The sequence below is a fragment of the ANME-2 cluster archaeon genome, from assembly GCA_019429385.1.
Lineage (GTDB): Archaea > Halobacteriota > Methanosarcinia > Methanosarcinales > Methanocomedenaceae > Methanocomedens_B.
This window is the reverse complement of sequence record JAHYIS010000005.1, coordinates 60438-77802: the sequence shown is the minus strand read 5'-3', so window position 1 is coordinate 77802 and position 17365 is coordinate 60438. Positions and strand designations below refer to the sequence as shown.

Below are 17365 nucleotides of genomic sequence, written 5' to 3'. Positions count from 1 at the left end.
GATGTGATAATAGTAAGACATCAGGTGATTGGTCATTTTATTACGGAGACTTAAATTATGTCTATTAATAGTAATTCAATGGCAGATGATATGCATCTTGTGATCTTTGGTCTTGATAATGAAGAATATGGAGTTGAAATCGGTCAGGTCCGGGAAATAATAAAAATGGAAGAGATCACTAAAATTCCGAGAGCTCCAGACTACATAGAAGGTGTTATCAATCTGAGAGGTCAGGTTACTACAGTAATCAGTCTGAGGAAAAAATTCGGACTTGAGGAAAAAGGAATAGACCAGTATACTCGTATCATTGTGGCAGAAATAAATGGACTAACTCTGGGTATTACCGTGGATGCAGTAAATGAGGTCCTTAAGCTGCCAAAGAAAAACATTGAACCAACACCTGCAATCGTAGCAAATGATGTAGACACAAGGTACATACGTGGAATAGGTAAAATGAATGATAGATTGCTGATTCTTCTGGACATTCATAGAATTATGAATGGAGAAGAACTTGAACAGTTAGACAATCTGGATACAAGTGATGTACTTGAACAAGAAACAGTTAGCGAAGATGTTTAAGCAATGTTTCTGGTAAATCGTTGCCTTACCAGTTTTGAGGATAACGATTCGCACCTTTTTATTATCTGTGTGTACATTGACAATAAAGAGAAAATCAATCATGTCAAAAAGGAACTACCCGATTGATTCGAAATCACTTTATTATATAGTATCATATTTTGCACACAATACATATAAATTCTAACTATTATATGAGACCCATGTCAAATCTTTACTGCGTAATGGAATGGAGAATCGCATAAAATGATAAGAGTACTGATCGTAGATGATTCAGCCTTCATGAGACAGGTAGTCTCAGATATCATAAATAATGATCCCAATCTCGAAGTAATTGATACAGCCAGTAATGGATTGATAGCCATCGATAAAGTTGCACAATTACGACCTGATGTGATTCTAATGGATGTTGAGATGCCAAAAATGGATGGATTGAGTGCTCTTTCCAGCATTATGAAAAGCAATCCAACACCGGTTGTAATGCTAAGTAACCTCACACAGAAAGGTACATACACCACTATTAAGGCACTTGAGATAGGTGCAGTTGATTTTATTTCAAAACCTTCCGGTTCACTGTCACTTGATATTGATACTATCTCAGCTCAAATTGTTGAAAAAGTGAAGCTTGCTGCTAAAGTAAATAGTAATACGACCCAGCCAGGTAGAACATCATCCCTTCCCAGGGTAGAAATGAAAAACTCTACGAAAGTGATAGTTATTGGCGCATCCACCGGAGGACCGCAAACGTTAGTGGAACTCTTAAAGAGATTACCGCAAAATGTTCCCCCAATTTTTATCGTTCAACATATGCCTGCTGAATTTACAAAATCATTAGCTTCCAGACTGGATTCAATATGTATTTTTGATGTTAAGGAAGCAGAAGAAGGAGATATGATCAGGCCAGGTATGGCGTTTTTAGCTCCCGGGGGTTATCATATGACCGTAAAACGAACACGATTGGATAATAAAGACATTATCCAATTAAATACAAATCCGCCAGTAAACAGCATCAGGCCATCAGTGGATGTGACCATGCAATCAGTGGTGGATGTATATGGTGCCAATACCATAGGGGTACTCCTAACAGGAATGGGACATGATGGTGCAAAAGGAATGTGTTCTATTAAAAAAAGCGGGGGGAAAACGATTGCACAAAACGAAGAAACCTGTGTAATATTCGGCATGCCAAAATCAGCCATTGAAAAGGGTTGTGTAAATAAAGTAGCGCCGGTCTCCTCTATACCTGAAGAGATAATGAATATGTTGTGAGGTGGAAAGTATGGATATGTCAAAATACGAGGATGACTTCAAGGCCGAAGCAAGAGACCACCTCCAGATCATTAACCAGGCACTTCTCGATCTGGAAAAAAATCCCAAGGACCGTACCATTCTTGATATCATATTCCGTTCAGCCCATACCCTGAAAAGTTCATCTGCAGCCATGGAATATACACATATATCAAATCTCACCCATGAAATGGAAAATGTGCTTGATATATTGAGGGCAGGGGATGTTTATGCCACGTCCCAGACTGTTGATGTATTATTTGAGTGTGCTGACATCCTGGAGGATATGGTAAATGATGTATCGCAAGGCAAGTTAAGCAAACTGGATGTTAAACCTCTATCCGATAAATTGAGAAGTACCATCGAGAATATGGACATTGATACCTCTGATGAAGCCGTTCCCTCCCATCCGGGGGAAGAGGAAGACGATTCTGATGATGAAATAATGAATGTCTTAGAATATAGTGTATTCGACATTCTGCTGGAAAAAGACTGCGCTTTAAAATCTGTCCGGGCATTGATGATCCTGAAAGCTGTGGAAGAATATGGTAAAATCATTGATACCACCCCACCAAGAATAGAGATTGAAAATGGAAAATTCGACCTGCGATTCAAAATATCATTAAGCAGCGATATAGAACCGGAAACGATACAAAACAAATTGCAGTTGATACCGGAAGTTGAAATCGTAGAGTTTATTTTGATCGATAAAAAGCCAGAACAAGCGCAAACTGATAAAAATGGACTCAATGCCAGCACAGTTGCTCCTGCAGCCAAAATACAAAGTGATAAAATAATCAAAAGTGCAATTGTGTCAAAAAGCAATCAAGGCGTGAGGGTGCAAATTGAGAAACTTGATGACCTCATGAATCTGGTAGGTGAGCTGGTAATAAGTAAGATACGATTAATGCAAATTGGCAGTGAGAATAAGGTGACGGGATTGAAAGAGATACTGGACCAGCTCAATATCCTGACCACAGACCTGCAGAATCAGGTCATGCAGATGAGACTGGTTTCTGTCGAACGGGTGTTTAACCGTTTCCCAAGAATGATCCGGGACTTATCAAAAACCGTTGGCAAAGACATTGAATTGATTATTGAAGGAAGCGATATCGAACTTGACCGCACAGTGCTTGATGAAATCGGAGAACCGCTGGTTCATCTGCTCAGGAATTGCGTTGACCATGGAATAGAATCACCTGAGGAACGTTTAAACCTTGGTAAGAAACCGACCGGAACGATACATTTGACTGCTTTTAGGGATAAACAGAGTGTCATATTCAATGTTGAGGATGATGGCAGGGGTATCGACCCCCATGCGTTAAGGAAAATGTCTGTGATAAAAGAAATTATTCCCGCAGAAGAGGCAGCAAAATTAAGTGATGAAGAGGCTTTTGACTTGATTTTCAGGCCAGGTTTTTCCACGGCAAAAAGCGTATCTGATGTTTCCGGCAGAGGTGTCGGGATGGATGTTGTTAAAACAAAGATAACATCCCTGAGCGGGTCTATCAATGTTAATTCCACTATTGGTCTCGGGACTAAAGTGTCCCTCCATTTGCCAATAAGCATGGCCATAATTCAAGCACTTATCGTGGGTTTGAACGATAAGATATACGCCATACCCATTTCAAACATATTGTCCACCATTATTGTAAAAAAAGAAAACCTGAAGTCAGTCAATGGGCAACCTGCCACCACTATTCATGATAAAGTATTACCGTTATTGGATCTAAGTGAATTGTTTGGTGAGGACCGTACCTTCAAGACTGAGATCTATGTGGTAGTCATTGAGAGAAACTCCCAGATGGTTGGACTTATTGTAGATACACTTATTGACCGGCATGAGATTGTAATTAAATCATTCGATAACACATTAAAGCACGTTGAAGGTTTTTCTGGCGCCACGATTCTCGGAGACGGCAATGTAGTGCCGATTATTGATATTGATGGCCTGTTCAATTTAAGAGATAAATTGTAACATGGCTTTTACCTATTTTTTCAGGGATATGCAAACCCTGGATATGGTACAGAAGTATGTCGTTCCAGAATTGATAAGCCGTAGATTTATCCATATCTGGGATGCGGGGTGTGCAATGGGTCCGGAACCCTATTCACTTGCAATTACATTAAAGGAGAATATGGGCAAAATGGTATTCAGGAATGTTAAACTGCATGCTACTGATATCGACAACAGTAATCTTTTTGAAAAGATTATCTACGAAGGCAAGTATCCGGTGGAACAACTCAGAAGAATTCCAAAAGATATTTTCAACAAGTATTTTGAGCCGACTGGTCAAACAGACTATTTTAGAATTACCGATGAAATCAGAAAATGTATTGATTTCCAGAAACATGACCTTCTTTCTCTGGAACCTGTACGTAAGGATAATGTATTGATTGTATGTAAGAATGTGCTGCTTCATTTCAATGAAAAAGAACGTATCGATATTATCAGGATGTTCCATAATTCATTGGAAAAAAATGGGTTTTTTGTTACTGAGCAGACGCAAAAAATGCCAGTTGAACTTGATGGTATGTTTGAACAGGTGGTTTCAAATGCCCAGGTGTTTCGCAAGATAGGGTAGACCCTTTAACTCATGGTAAAACATGGATTAATTCCTCCTGACAGGCAGCTTGCCATATATGATTAACTTTGAAGTTGACAAGAACAAATATATTAATGTGGCTTTGTATGATTATCCAAAACCTTACCCGTGACAGTAAAAAATATACTTCGAATGTTTATCTGATACGAGGTACAAATAATGCTATACAGGATGTCAACACCCTGATTGATGTGGGCAGAGACCCTGATGTGATTCAGATAATAGAAAATGCTTCTACGGGGGTGGGGAAGAAACGGATCGGACAGGTTATAATAACTCACAACCACTATGACCATACAAGCCTTTTACCACTTGTTAGGACAAGGTTTAAACCTATTGTATTTGCCTATTCTTCATCTCTGGATGGCGTGGATAATATAGTAAAGGACGGGGACATTATCACAATGGGTGACCGTTTATTCGAAGCTATCCATACACCCGGACACAGCAGCGATTCGATCAGTCTCTATTGCAGGGATGAAGGGGTCTTGTTTACAGGTGATAATCAACTACTTATATATACGAAAACGGGTTCCTATACAGAAGAGTTTGTCACATCACTAAAACGAATCAGTCGTTACAACATCAAAACTATTTATCCCGGACATGGAAAACCTATCGTTGAATCCTGTAATGAAATGATTACCAAATCATTAGAAAATGTTTTAAACAGCACGATTCTGGTCAATTAAATTATATTGAAAATAACACAAACCTATATTCCGGTCTTTCTGAAGGAATCGCGCATTTCCCTTGCTTCTTTGATTATACTGCTCAATCCTTCCGAGTCAAATTCTTTCTGGAGGTTTTCCTGGAACGTCTTATCCGATAATATCTGGTCTGCAGTTCTTGATATTAAAGATTCCAGTTCTTTTGAGTCCATCTCTGTCGGTAATTTCATGAACTCTGATGCATTCAAAGCTTCCTTTACGGATTTTTTCGGCCTCACTTCTACAGGTTCGGGTTCGATTATTCCTTCACCTAACCGGGAAATATCAACCGGACCTCCTATGTTGTTGCTCGCATTTGCTAACGCTTCCTCTTCATCAAGCATCATGCTTTGCTTAACGTAATCATTGATCTCTTTTATCTGGATAAGACTATTATATATGACGTCAAGATGCTCCAGACTTTTCTGGAATTCAGGGTCTCTATAATTGAATTTTACCGATTCAAACTCTTTCCATACATTTGCGATTTTTTCCTCAATATCTTCCATCCAGACTACGACATTATGCATTCCTTCCTCATGGGTCTTGACTTCAGGAATGACATTAGCATACATGACCAGGTATAGTATACCGGCGATCAGGACCGGGAACAGCGGGTTCCATGCCAGTGATGGGAGGTCTACATACAACAGGAGGGAATAGAGTAATAAAATTACACCACCCAGGGATCCACTAATGCTCATCCTGTTAATGGCAATATTGGGTTCATTGATCTTAAAATATATTCTGGCAAAAGCAACAAGGATAAGCAGGGACCCTGGTATTAACGGGAAAAAAAACATGCGTATCAGATTGATCTGTCCAATGATCCCAAGAGCAGAAACTGTCAGAAGTGTCAGGCCTAATATCAGACCGTTGAAATCAAAATTCAAGAATTTTTCCTTGAAATTATCAAATCCCTCTAAATCAGTACTGATGTAAGCGATAAAAAGGAATAATAGTCCCAATGTTAAATTGAGAAATGGGTCTCTCAATACATAGAACATCTCAAAGTACACTAAAATCGAAACGATAATTAAAATAAAACCGGCGGTGATATCGGAAAGGGATGATTTAATGTTATGTCTGAATTGTGAATCTGAAATATCCATATCCATATCCTCGAGTAGGGTAATAATCTGCCATTGTTTTTTTACTTTAAAATAAATTCAAATATAATAATCATCTTTATGCTATTTAATAGTTGTGTGTCGTCGGCGTCCTGAAAGTGTGATTTTGGAACAAACCAGCAAGGTAATCCGATTTCATGAATGCGCAAAAGCCGACATACTTGATTGTTGTTATGAGAATGTCCGGACAATTCCTGAACATATGCAAAATCCTATGATTTGTTTGTATAAACTGTTCTAACTGTTTTTGTCTGAGCATTACCAAGAAAATCCTCCCTACGGTCGGATTAACGTGAGTACAAAAAGTTATACTCTATGTATCAGGACAAAACACTTAAATATTGTCATCATTATAATTAGTATTGTGAGTATTATGAATTCAGATATAGGTATATTCAAAGATATCCACCATCCCCAAATAGTACGCTCACTTAAAAAGAGCAGGGTCAGGACGGAGATCATGATGTACCTATACAAGATCTATCCGAATTCATCATATCCATCCGATATTTCCAGGCATACCAAAATAGATTCTACCAACGTCATTGGTGGCCTGCGTGGTATGGGACACAGGTACGACAAAGCGAATTCACTAATCGGAGTAGAATTGGTAGAATCGATAAACTTCGATGGGACTGCATATTACAGGTTATCGGATACTGGAAAACGGTGGATAGAAACTATGGACTTAATGAAAAAAGATGATATGCTTTAATGTCTCTGGAAAAACGTGAGTTCGTAACATTACAGGAATAAATAATGTTCACTGAAAAAATGGTACTGAATATTTTAAATGGATATAAAAGTGAAATACTTGACAAGTTACTGTTCCCAGGAGGAAAATACGTATGAGTGCTAGTGTATTGATTGTAGATGATTCGATGTTTATGCGTGGCATCCTGAAGAAGCTACTATCACCGCAATATACTGTTGTAGGTGAAGCAAGTGACGGGGTCGAAGCCGTCAAAATGTATGAAGAACTGAAACCTGATGTGTTGACTATGGATGTTGTCATGCCTAACATGGATGGAATTCAGGCAACATCTATTATCACAGAAAAACATGGAGATGCGAAAATAATTATCTGTACTTCAGTTGGTCAGGAAGAAAAGATGAAAAAGGCAATAAATGCAGGTGCTAAAGGATATGTCATGAAACCATTCAAGGCTGCAAAAGTCCTGCAGGAAATTGAAAGTGTGTTAGCACTTTAACATTAAGAAGGCGATACCAATGATTCAAAAACTAAGCGAAGTAGAAAAACTCCATCAGATCAAAAAAATAGGTGATAAAAGTGCTCAAAAGGCCATGGTCTCTCTGACCGAGTTGTTGGGTACCGATGTTGAAATGGATGTGACATCAGCGAACCTGATATCCATATATTCAATTCCACAGATCGTAGGCAATAAAGAAATGGTTGGCCTCTATTCAAATTTTGTTGGGACAATCTCAGGGACCATGCTGTTTCTTATGACCACTGATAGTGTTAATGAACTCTCAAATGTAATGCTTGCTGATTTTGCAGATGAAGAAACAGATGAGATGTTCACAGATATGCAAAAATCCGTTGTAATTGAAATTGGAAATATCGTAACCTCATCGTTCGTTGACACGTGGGCAAACACGTTCTCGATCGAACTTTCACATAATACACCGGTTTTCGGATATGATTTTGCGGATTCCATTATTGACCATGCGCTGATCAAAGCTGCCAATAGTGGGGATTTTGTTATCATGTTCAAGAACAAGTTCTGTGTCGTTGGCATGGATATAAACTTTACAATCCTTATGTTCCCTGACCCTGATAAATTGCAGAATGTGTTTGATATGTTCGAAGAAAAAAATGTGAGCAAATCCTAAGAGATTGCTAAGTAGTTGCAAAATCTTAAAAAAAACGATTCCATGAAACCGCTAAAAATTGTCCGGATGGCAGATGTAAAGGTTGCCAAAGAAGAGTACCGTCTGGTTACCGTGGGTCTTGGTTCCTGTGTAGGAGTTACACTCTATAGCCAAAGAATTAAAGTTGGAGGGCTGGCACATATTATGCTACCTGATAGTAGCAGGGCACGCTCAACTATTGCCAATGGTAACGGCCGGGATTATCTGGCAAAATATGCAGACACTTCGATAGACCTGATGGTACATGAAATGAAGGAACTCGGAGCCGTCAAAACGGCATTAGTTGCAAAGATAGCTGGAGGAGCACATATGTTCCAGTGTAATGGCAACGGTCAGTTGAAGATTGGAGAAGAGAATATTCTTGCAGTAAAGAAGAAACTGGATGAATTGCATATTGAATTAATTGCAGAGGATACCGGAGATGATTATGGCCGGACACTGGAGTTTGATGTCGGTACCGGTATCTTGATTGTCAAATCTGCACGAAAAGGTATCGTTGAGCTGTGACGAGGGATTTTTTTAAAAGTTATACCCGGGAATGGACAGGTATTGTTTGTCGAGTCAACCTACTGAAATGGAGGATTCTGTCGTAGTACATAAAAGAATAACTTTTTATACTCAAGTCAATCCGGCTGCAGGGAGGATTTTCTTGTTACAAATGCTCCCGTTTTTTTTGACCAATATCATTTATTCTGGTACTGCAACCGTACATAATACTTTTTGATAAACTATTTCTATATTATTAACATCACTATTCAATATCACACAGCATACGTTTCATTCTCTCGGGTGTTCGATTTGAAAAATAACCAGTTAAATTATTTAAAGGATATAGTAAGTGAATCCCATCAATCCAGAACCGTGAGAGTGGCCGGTGAATGGATACTGGTATTCAGGGCACCCGCAGAAGATTCGGATGTAATACAGAGCATCAAGGACCTGCTACTGGAAATGGATATCGAGGATATCCGGTACCTTGATTCTATAGTGATGGTGGCCGGCAGGAAATCCATAAAAGTGCAAAGCAATCTTATTGAAGACCTGTTAGGCGATAGACGTAATGTGGAGCTTATTGTCAATACGATGAAAGATGAACTTGAGCGGGAGTTCGGGTTCATGGTCTATGAAAGAGGCCCCCACAGGAGAATAGCGATACGGATACCTCTTCATGATATCAAGGATTTTACCGATACCTTTACTCCGATGATAAAGGAAGTACTATTGAAAAAGGGCAATCTGACCCCTGATACAATAGGTGACATTATTTCTGTCTATTTGATAGCAGATGAAACGTTCGTACGGCTTGAACCTGATGTATTCTTCAGGGAACTCTTAGACCTGCCAGTTGAACCTGCCATGCAGGTTGATGAAAAAGAACAACATAAGGCCCGGTCAGGTATTATCTATGGAGAATCACCTCAGGAACTGGTGGAACTGGCATTGAACAAATTGAAACGGTACAGGAAATTCAGGGACATCCTATTTATCGATGCCGGGGGAGTAACTCATGATTTTGATGCATTTGCCGATAATGGGGATGACAGTGTACTGATAAAATACCTTGATACACCCACATCCGATGATGTGAACATAATGAAATTATACATGAATTCATTGCCCGCCAAAAATGGCTGGATCCTGACCGGTGAACCGGCAATAGAGATGGAGCAGACCGAGGGAATTTCACTATTGACCATCAAAGACCTGTAATGAACAATGGGGTATGAACATTGACAGCACATAGCCATAACGAAAATAACAATAATGATGCAAAGGATAAGCGTATGCCTTCGGGAAGTGATAAACTGGATATGATGCTTGGCGGAGGCATTGAACGCGGCATAATCACGCAGGTTTACGGTGCATCCGGTACTGGCAAGACTAATATCTGTACACAACTTGCAGTACATTGTATCAGGGGCGGGGAAAGGGTTGTGATCATTGATGCTGAAGGATTCTCAGCTGAACGGTTCAGCCAGATGGCCAAAAAGGATGCAAAAGAGCTTGCAAAGGACCTTATCATCTATGAGCCAAAGGATTTCCAGCAGCAATATTCGGCGGTGGTGGATGTTGAAAAACTGGCCGGTACCGGTATCGGGCTGGTGATCGTTGACTCAGCAACCCTCTTTTACCGGTTCGGGTTGTCGCCTGACGATGAAGGAAATGCACGTGTGAGGCGTAAATTGGTCGAACAGATGGCAGGACTTCACAGACTGGCACGAAAATTCGATATGTCAGTGGTTATCACGAACCAGGTCTACACTGATACCAAAACCGGAGGAGTCTGTCCTCTGGGGGGTAACCTTATAGAACATATTTCAAAGACCATAATCAGGATGGAGAGGACAGGGGATAACAGGCGCAGGGCTATCCTGGTGAAACACCGCTCACGGGAAGAAGGTCTGTCAGTAGAACTTATCATTACCGGTGACGGTATTTTGTAGGGGACATTATGAGCGATATGCTGTTCACCGCTGCCCAGCCTTTTAAAAGGAAGGGGACTGATTGTTTAAAGGAGAGTGAATTTGTCATGGCCCTGTCCATGGACCTTAACTGGTTCAAACCTGATACTGCCAAGGCTTTTGTGCAGGCAGCCGTGGATAATGGCATTATAGCCAGGGATGGGGGGATGCTAAAGGCACAGTTCAGTTTGGATGATGTGGAGATACCGATGGGATTTAAGCCTGATGCGTCGGTATTCCAGGAAAAGGACGTGTTCGAGCAGATAGTTGATAGGATAATGGCCGAAACCGGTCTTGAAAAGCGGACTATTGTGGCGAGTATCAACAAGAAGCGCAGTGAGACTGCCGGGTTGTTCACTATTGAGGTACTGGGGATATTAGTGGCTAAGGAGCATGGCGTCATGGTCGATGACCTGATCGGGAAATCATACCGCAACCTGTTGAAAGGGTGAGAGATCATTGAGGGGAGTGGGAAGGAATGGAATGACGGAAAAAAGAGTGATCGCTGCAATTCCTTCCCGTACTTTTTGTACAATCATGGATTGACTCGCCGGGTAATATAGGAGAGCCAAGAGCGGAGTGAAAGTATTACTGCGGGATGATCATGGGTCTGGCAGTACAACCTTGAAGTTTCACCCTGATACCTGCACCCTGCATCGTGTATCTGAAAGGGCAGGATAGGATATGCGCATGACGGGGGGTCATACCCTATGAGGGTGGACGTATTTGTCAGATGGATGCAATCGGTGGTGTGCACTAGTCACAAAACCCTGCAAAGCAATATATACTATGGCTGACCATCATATTTCATGGAGATTCATATGTCACACAAATTCGATACGAAAAATGCTTCTGTGCTGGATGACCCCCAGCGCAGGAAGTTCCTCAATCCCGATGCTATCCTGGACATGCTTGACCTGAATGAAAACACCGTTTTTGTGGATATCGGTGCTGGTACCGGGTATTTTGCACTCCCTGCGGCCGCACGTGTGAGAGAGGTTTATGCCCTGGATATACTTGATGAGATGGTGGAAGCACTATTAAGCAGGGCCAGGTCCGATAACATTGACAATCTCAAGCCTTTGAGGTCAGGTGAATCCAGTTTCCCGGTAGGTGACGGGATTGCTGATGTGGTGTTCATGTCAAACGTGTTCCATGAACTTGATGACCACTCAATGGCACTTAAGGAAGTCTTGCGGATAATGAAACGTGACGGCATCCTGGCAGTAGTTGACTGGAAAAAGGAAGAAACATTGATGGGACCGCCTGTAGAACACAGGTTCTCTGAACTGGATGTGACAGAGATAGTACGGCTGAACGGATTTGAACTGGTCGAGACAAGGGAAGCAGGACCGTACCATTACCTGGTAGTGTGTTCCAGACCTCCGGAGTGAGTGATACCATGACTAACAAAGTAGCATATATAGACCCCGACCAATGTGATAATTCGCCCATGTGCCCCCTGCCTGATGTATGCAAGCAGGGCGCCATTACACGCAGGAAGATAAATGTGTTCCTTATGGAAAAGCCTGTGGTGGACCCTGAGAAGTGTATCGGGTGCGGGATGTGTGTTGAGGATTGTAAGGGTGCGACGAAGATGGTGGATAGGTGAGGATTTTACTGCCATGGCTGACCAAGACTCTTGAGTTTTCAGTAGTTAATCTGGTTTACACACAATACTCTAACATCAATCATAAGATGTTTTCGTAAATAATTGACTCAACACATGGTTTGATATTTGGGGCTGTAACAAGAGTTAAAGGTATAAAATCTTTTAACCGATCACTCATGAAATGCAATTCTTTGGTCATTGGTTAAGGATTTTGAGCGATTTTACTGGATATCGTTTTTCGAAATGCAGAGGATACCTATACATGGGGGGAATTTAATTCCGTCATAAGTGGGGATTTTTACACCGCCACAAATGGGGAATTCTAGACCGCCGTTGACAACAATAATATTGTTGTATACTTATAATTGCTTATAATAATGTTATATACTTATAATTATGTATAATAATGTTAAGTAATTATAATAGCATATAATAATGTTATACACTTATAATGCACTATAATATGGTTGTAAACATATAATTGAGTACAAAATGGTTGTAACATTATAATCAGGCGTACTCTGGTCTGAAAAAGAGTATCAAATCAGGAAGGTAGATACACGGTGGATGGAAAACTATTCGCAGTTTTGACAGGTGATCTGGTCGGGTCATCCCGGTTTGAAATCGAGACTAAACGTGATGACGTCCTGTCCGTTCTGAAAGATTCATTCAAAAAAGTGGAATCTCCTGGTATCATTGCATCACACTTTGCAATCCACAGGGGTGATAGTTTTCAGGGGGTATTGTCCAGGCCCGAAGAAGCTCTCAAAGCCGCAATAATGATCCGTACCAACCTGCTTTCAAATCCAATAGAAAAGAATGTCCGCTTGGATGCCAGGATAGCCATTGGCCTGGGAAAAATAGAATACCTGCCCAGAGATAAGGTCGGTGAAGGTGATGGTGAGGCTTTCAGGAACTCTGGCATGGAACTTGACAGGATGAAGAAGGGAGAGCGGAATTTAACCATTAAGACCCCATGGCCTGAAACTGATAAAGAACTGCAAACCGAATGCGCCCTGCTGAATGCATTAAGTCACCGGTGGACCCGGGAACAGGCCGAAGCAATAATGTACCAGGTACAGGGATATACACAGGATGAAATCGCAAAACAGCTAAAAATAAGCCAATCTGCGGTGTTCCAGCGTCTGAGAACGGGCGGCTCCTGGGCAGTTCAGGCATTGCTGGAGCGTTTCAAAGAGATCATTCAATATAAGGCTATGAACTTATAATAGAGAATAATAATGGTGGATGATTATAATGTTGGCTGAAATGGAGATATCATTACTCATTCGTTTAATAATTGCTCATCTTCTTACTGATTTTGTATTCCAGAGCGATTCATGGGTGAACCATAGGATCAAGGACGGCTGGCATTCACGGTACCTCTACATGCATGGGGCAGTTGCAGGAATTCTTGCTTATCTGTTCTCGGGACTGTGGAGTTTGTTCTGGATCGTTTTCGTGGTTGCTGCCACGCATATTGTCATTGATGGCCTGAAGGCAAAATATGAGAACAATATCCGGTCATTTTTACTGGACCAGTTCGGGCATTTCACGGTCATCCTGGCCACCTGGGTCTGGATAATACATCCGGGACCTGAAGATATGGCAGTGATAGGGCAGGTATTCCTTCCCGGCACAAAGATATGGGTGATCATTGCAGCGTACATTATTGTGATATGGCCCGGGAGCGTGTTGATCAGTAAGTTGACCGAAAAATGGAGAATGGCAATTATCGATAAAGAACCGGTACACATCAAAGAAAAGAGCCTGGAAAATGCCGGACGGTGGATAGGCAGGCTGGAACGTTTTCTTATTCTGACCCTTGTCCTGTTGGAACAATATCAGGCAATCGGTCTACTGGTGGCTGCAAAATCAATATTCAGGTACAATGAATCGCGCGATGTTGGCGAATATATCCTGATCGGGACTTTGCTCAGTTTTACGATCGCGATCATTGTTGGGTTAATGGTGGGTGTCATTCTCTAGAGTTTATTTCAGTACATAACGTATAACTTTTTGTACTCAAGGTAATCCGACCGTAGAGAGGATTTTCTTGTGAAAAGCATATTTGATAAATATGCTCTCCCCATTTAGCTTAACAACGGTGCCACCAAATCACAGCTCGAGACCCCCATGAAAAGTATATCGGGACAGCTGTGGGGCAGGTGGATGCCGTGATTAAACTTTTGATGAGCACGCAGGTATAAATACAAGTTATACTAAACAAACTATGGTTGTTGTACATGGAAGCCATAAAAAAAGTGGGTCCAAAAGGCCAGGTAGTGATTCCCCAGGAATTCAGGCATGCTCTGAACATCTATCCAGGGTCCAGGGTGTTATTCAAGTTAAAAGATAACAAACTGGAAATTGAAAACCCGCCAATCGATGCTATATCAATTTTCAGGGAAACAGCTAAAGGTATGGGGAAGCTAAAACTTCATCCCCATGAAGCATATGATGAAGAACTGGAAGAGAGGATAGGGTGAATTATTTAGATTCTAACCTTATAATCTACGCCATCCTTGATGATACTGATATCGGGGATTGGTCAAGACAAGTGCTGGAACGTATACAGAATGAAGAGATGCCGGCCTGTACGTCATATCTTACATTTGATGAAGTATTTTATAAGATCAACAAGGTCAAGGGAATCGATATAGCTATACAAAATCTTGAAGCTTTCCTTACATTGCCGAACATGCGTTTTATAGACGTAGATGATAGCGTGATATGGAAATCACTTGAACTTATCAGAGAATACCGGATCTTGCCAAGAGATGCCATACATGCTTCAACTGCCTTAATAGCTGGTGCAGAAATGATCTATTCACAGGACACTGATTTTGATGACATCAAAGGCTTAAAACGAAAATGGAAATGATTGTTTTTCAATTATAATTAAGTCAGACATCATTTTTAACAATAAGCCTTAATATGAAAATAGTAATACCTATTGATGGGAGGTTTTGACCTTGAGGGTATTCTTAGTCATAGCACTATTGGTGTCACTTTCCGGATGCATATCCGACCAGCCAGGTGATAGGAAGATGGCAGGAGATGAGATTCCGGTCAATAATATGACTATAGTGGGAGACAGCAATCCAACCGAAAAGGAAAACCCTGCCGAACAATGGACCCAAAAAGAGGAGGAGGCTATAATGAAACAAATTTCAATATTTTCGGATGCTTTTGAAAATGGCAGTACCATGCCAGTTGATTATACCTGTGATGGAGATGACCGCTCACCAGCCCTTTCATGGGAAGGGCTCCCGGAAGGTACCAGGTCCATCGCCCTCATAATGGACGACCCTGACGCACCGGGCAGGACCTTTGTCCACTGGGTCATCTACAACATACCTGCCGATAGCACGGGACTGCCTGCTGCGATGCCCGGGAACACTACCCTGGACGATGGCAGCCTGCAGGGAAAGAACGACTTTGGCAGGACAGGATATAACGGACCCTGCCCGCCACCGGGAAAACCCCACAGGTATTTCTTTAAGGTGTATGCCCTGGACACCAGTCTGAACCTGAAGAGCGGCGTTACCAGATCACAGCTTGAATCGGCAATGAAAGGACACATCCTGGCACAGGGAGAAATGATAGGGAAATTTGAGCGTTGATCAGCATTAGTGAATTCAGGAATTCCCAGTAAAAAGAACTGTTATATTACCAATGCACTGTAATTACAATGCTAAAACCCATACATGCAATGATATATAATACAGAAGACCAAATATGGAACAGTGATAAAAATGCCCGAAATGATTGTATTGCCTGCAACAATTGAAATGGAAATGAAGGCATTGGTCAGGGATGGACATTATGCGAATCTCAATGAAGCAATAAAAGATGCATTCAGGACTTTATTAAATGTCAGACCTGAACTGAAAACCTCAGCAGTGATAGCACTTTACAAAGAAGGTGAAATATCCATAGGTAAAGCTGCTGAAATGGTGGGTGTATCAACCATCGAATTCAAAGACATTCTTGTAAGTCGGGGCATTCGCCGAGAGGTGGGCTCAAGAAGCAAAAAAGAGCTTGACAAAGGCGTTGAACTGATTAATAAGTTGAGAAAATGACATCGTTAGTCTTTGATACTGATGTTCTCAGCACATTTGGCAAGATAAAACGGCTTGACCTTTTGGAAAAATTATTCCCTGGAGTAGACTTTTCAATTCCAACCTCAGTCAATAATGAACTTTTCAAGGCAAAGGATTGCGGATATGAGTTCGTTGATCATATAACAGATTCCCATATATTCGAAGTCACACTACTTAGACAAGAAGAAGTAGGTTTTTTAGAAAAACTGCATGATGAACGGCGAATGTTGGGACCTGGTGAATTGGAATGCATATCCATTTGCAAACACCGGGATAGCGTTTTTGTTACAAATGATACGGCTGCCAAGAAAGTCTGTGACCATTATGATATTAAATTCATTGATCTGAGCATGCTTCTTAAGTCTTTGATAGTAACTGACATCCTCACAACCAAAGAAGTGGAAGCATTGATTGATGAAATAGAAGACAAAGATAAAGTAATAATCTCAAATGCGGATTACATTTTGAACAGTAATGACCTGTAATAGTGTGCTTTTACCATTAGCCCGGAGGTGTGGGCCCGGTATAAATAAAGTTCTGGATCCGGCAGTGGATGGTACTGGTGGGCGGGGTCAGAAAAAGCCAAAGTTCCCGAACATTTTAGCGCATAATTTCATACATTTGGAAAATATTTCTGTGTCTTTCAACCCATATTTTACCCTTTTTTCACTGTATATAGATGCTGTCTAATAATTACTGCTACTATAATATTCCTGACAGCAGGAATGGACTTCCATCAGGCGTGGCCAAGAATAATACTCTGGATGACGGCTCGCTTCAGAGAAAGAACAACTTTGGCAAGATAGGGTACGGCGGCCCGTGCCCGCCACCGGGAAAACCCCACAGGTATTTCTTCAAGATATATGCCCTGGACACCAGTCTGAACCTGAAGAGCGGCGTTACCAGATCACAGCTTGAATCGGCAATGAAAGGACACATCCTGGCACAGGGAGAAATGATAGGGAAATTTGAGCGTTGAT

Annotated in this window: 24 protein-coding genes; 22 read left to right on the top strand and 2 right to left on the bottom strand. The window is 41.2% G+C overall.

What is annotated here, in order from left to right; all coding sequences use genetic code 11:
• The first annotated feature begins 57 nt into the window (after nucleotides 1–57).
• From K0A89_03285 to K0A89_03265, 5 genes are all read left to right on the top strand, one after another.
• Nucleotides 58–579: a chemotaxis protein CheW gene (locus K0A89_03285; protein MBW6517511.1), complete on the top strand. Its 522-nt coding sequence runs from the start codon at nucleotides 58–60 to the stop codon at nucleotides 577–579.
• A gap of 243 nt (nucleotides 580–822) precedes the next feature.
• On the top strand, nucleotides 823–1845 hold the full coding sequence (locus K0A89_03280) for a chemotaxis response regulator protein-glutamate methylesterase (GenBank protein MBW6517510.1): 1023 nt from the start codon (nucleotides 823–825) through the stop codon (nucleotides 1843–1845).
• Between the two features lie 16 nt (nucleotides 1846–1861).
• Nucleotides 1862–3841 carry a chemotaxis protein CheA gene (locus tag K0A89_03275; GenBank protein MBW6517509.1) on the top strand — a complete coding sequence of 660 codons (1980 nt, stop codon included), beginning with the start codon at nucleotides 1862–1864 and terminating at the stop codon, nucleotides 3839–3841.
• Between the two features lies 1 nt (nucleotide 3842).
• Nucleotides 3843–4448, top strand: coding sequence for a chemotaxis protein CheR (locus tag K0A89_03270; protein ID MBW6517508.1), 606 nt, complete (start codon nucleotides 3843–3845; stop codon nucleotides 4446–4448).
• 107 nt (nucleotides 4449–4555) lie between these two features.
• Complete coding sequence (locus tag K0A89_03265; protein MBW6517507.1) at nucleotides 4556–5161, top strand: MBL fold metallo-hydrolase; 606 nt, start codon at nucleotides 4556–4558, stop codon at nucleotides 5159–5161.
• 23 nt (nucleotides 5162–5184) lie between these two features.
• Here K0A89_03265 and K0A89_03260 read toward each other — a convergent pair whose 3' ends face one another.
• Nucleotides 5185–6072 (bottom strand): hypothetical protein, encoded by an 888-nt coding sequence (locus tag K0A89_03260; protein MBW6517506.1) that lies wholly within the window; start codon nucleotides 6070–6072, stop codon nucleotides 5185–5187.
• Between the two features lie 610 nt (nucleotides 6073–6682).
• On the opposite strand from K0A89_03260, the gene K0A89_03255 reads away from it, so the two are divergent.
• The 7 genes from K0A89_03255 to K0A89_03225 all read left to right on the top strand — a co-directional run bounded on the left by K0A89_03255 (nucleotide 6683) and on the right by K0A89_03225 (nucleotide 11119).
• Nucleotides 6683–7024, top strand: coding sequence for a putative transcriptional regulator (locus K0A89_03255; protein ID MBW6517505.1), 342 nt, complete (start codon nucleotides 6683–6685; stop codon nucleotides 7022–7024).
• Nucleotides 7025–7157: 133 nt separating this feature from the next.
• Nucleotides 7158–7520, top strand: a complete 363-nt coding sequence (locus K0A89_03250) for a response regulator (protein ID MBW6517504.1) — start codon at nucleotides 7158–7160, stop codon at nucleotides 7518–7520.
• A 19-nt stretch (nucleotides 7521–7539) separates the two neighbouring features.
• Entirely contained in the window at nucleotides 7540–8166 is a 627-nt protein-coding gene (locus K0A89_03245) for a chemotaxis protein CheC (protein ID MBW6517503.1), read from the top strand.
• Between the two features lie 42 nt (nucleotides 8167–8208).
• A complete protein-coding gene (locus K0A89_03240) occupies nucleotides 8209–8712 on the top strand; it encodes a chemotaxis protein CheD (protein MBW6517502.1) in 504 nt (167 codons plus the stop codon).
• Between the two features lie 291 nt (nucleotides 8713–9003).
• Nucleotides 9004–9915, top strand: coding sequence for a hypothetical protein (locus tag K0A89_03235; protein ID MBW6517501.1), 912 nt, complete (start codon nucleotides 9004–9006; stop codon nucleotides 9913–9915).
• 74 nt (nucleotides 9916–9989) lie between these two features.
• Nucleotides 9990–10649, top strand: coding sequence for a DNA repair and recombination protein RadB (radB, locus tag K0A89_03230; GenBank protein ID MBW6517500.1), 660 nt, complete (start codon nucleotides 9990–9992; stop codon nucleotides 10647–10649).
• Nucleotides 10650–10657: 8 nt separating this feature from the next.
• Nucleotides 10658–11119, top strand: a complete 462-nt coding sequence (locus K0A89_03225) for a DUF2240 family protein (GenBank protein MBW6517499.1) — start codon at nucleotides 10658–10660, stop codon at nucleotides 11117–11119.
• An 83-nt stretch (nucleotides 11120–11202) separates the two neighbouring features.
• Here K0A89_03225 and K0A89_03220 read toward each other — a convergent pair whose 3' ends face one another.
• Nucleotides 11203–11424, bottom strand: a complete 222-nt coding sequence (locus tag K0A89_03220) for a hypothetical protein (protein ID MBW6517498.1) — start codon at nucleotides 11422–11424, stop codon at nucleotides 11203–11205.
• A 64-nt stretch (nucleotides 11425–11488) separates the two neighbouring features.
• Here K0A89_03220 and K0A89_03215 point away from each other — a divergent pair, with 64 nt between their 5' ends.
• The 10 genes from K0A89_03215 (at nucleotide 11489) to K0A89_03170 (ending at nucleotide 17364) form a co-directional block, all read left to right on the top strand.
• Entirely contained in the window at nucleotides 11489–12061 is a 573-nt protein-coding gene (locus K0A89_03215) for a class I SAM-dependent methyltransferase (protein ID MBW6517497.1), read from the top strand.
• A gap of 8 nt (nucleotides 12062–12069) precedes the next feature.
• Nucleotides 12070–12279 carry a 4Fe-4S binding protein gene (locus tag K0A89_03210; protein MBW6517496.1) on the top strand — a complete coding sequence of 70 codons (210 nt, stop codon included), beginning with the start codon at nucleotides 12070–12072 and terminating at the stop codon, nucleotides 12277–12279.
• 563 nt (nucleotides 12280–12842) lie between these two features.
• On the top strand, nucleotides 12843–13508 hold the full coding sequence (locus tag K0A89_03205; protein MBW6517495.1) for a SatD family protein: 666 nt from the start codon (nucleotides 12843–12845) through the stop codon (nucleotides 13506–13508).
• Nucleotides 13509–13536: 28 nt separating this feature from the next.
• Nucleotides 13537–14268 (top strand): DUF3307 domain-containing protein, encoded by a 732-nt coding sequence (locus K0A89_03200; protein MBW6517494.1) that lies wholly within the window; start codon nucleotides 13537–13539, stop codon nucleotides 14266–14268.
• Nucleotides 14269–14525: 257 nt separating this feature from the next.
• Nucleotides 14526–14768: an AbrB/MazE/SpoVT family DNA-binding domain-containing protein gene (locus K0A89_03195; GenBank protein MBW6517493.1), complete on the top strand. Its 243-nt coding sequence runs from the start codon at nucleotides 14526–14528 to the stop codon at nucleotides 14766–14768.
• Nucleotides 14765–15163: a type II toxin-antitoxin system VapC family toxin gene (locus K0A89_03190; protein MBW6517492.1), complete on the top strand. Its 399-nt coding sequence runs from the start codon at nucleotides 14765–14767 to the stop codon at nucleotides 15161–15163. Before K0A89_03195 ends, K0A89_03190 begins: the two co-directional genes overlap by 4 nt.
• Nucleotides 15164–15449: 286 nt before the next feature.
• Nucleotides 15450–15905 carry a YbhB/YbcL family Raf kinase inhibitor-like protein gene (locus tag K0A89_03185; GenBank protein ID MBW6517491.1) on the top strand — a complete coding sequence of 152 codons (456 nt, stop codon included), beginning with the start codon at nucleotides 15450–15452 and terminating at the stop codon, nucleotides 15903–15905.
• A gap of 132 nt (nucleotides 15906–16037) precedes the next feature.
• Nucleotides 16038–16364: a UPF0175 family protein gene (locus tag K0A89_03180; protein MBW6517490.1), complete on the top strand. Its 327-nt coding sequence runs from the start codon at nucleotides 16038–16040 to the stop codon at nucleotides 16362–16364.
• Nucleotides 16361–16870 carry a hypothetical protein gene (locus K0A89_03175; protein MBW6517489.1) on the top strand — a complete coding sequence of 170 codons (510 nt, stop codon included), beginning with the start codon at nucleotides 16361–16363 and terminating at the stop codon, nucleotides 16868–16870. The genes K0A89_03180 and K0A89_03175 overlap by 4 nt, the downstream gene beginning before the upstream one ends.
• A gap of 194 nt (nucleotides 16871–17064) precedes the next feature.
• Nucleotides 17065–17364, top strand: a complete 300-nt coding sequence (locus tag K0A89_03170; GenBank protein MBW6517488.1) for a YbhB/YbcL family Raf kinase inhibitor-like protein — start codon at nucleotides 17065–17067, stop codon at nucleotides 17362–17364.
• Nucleotide 17365: the final 1 nt, after the last annotated feature.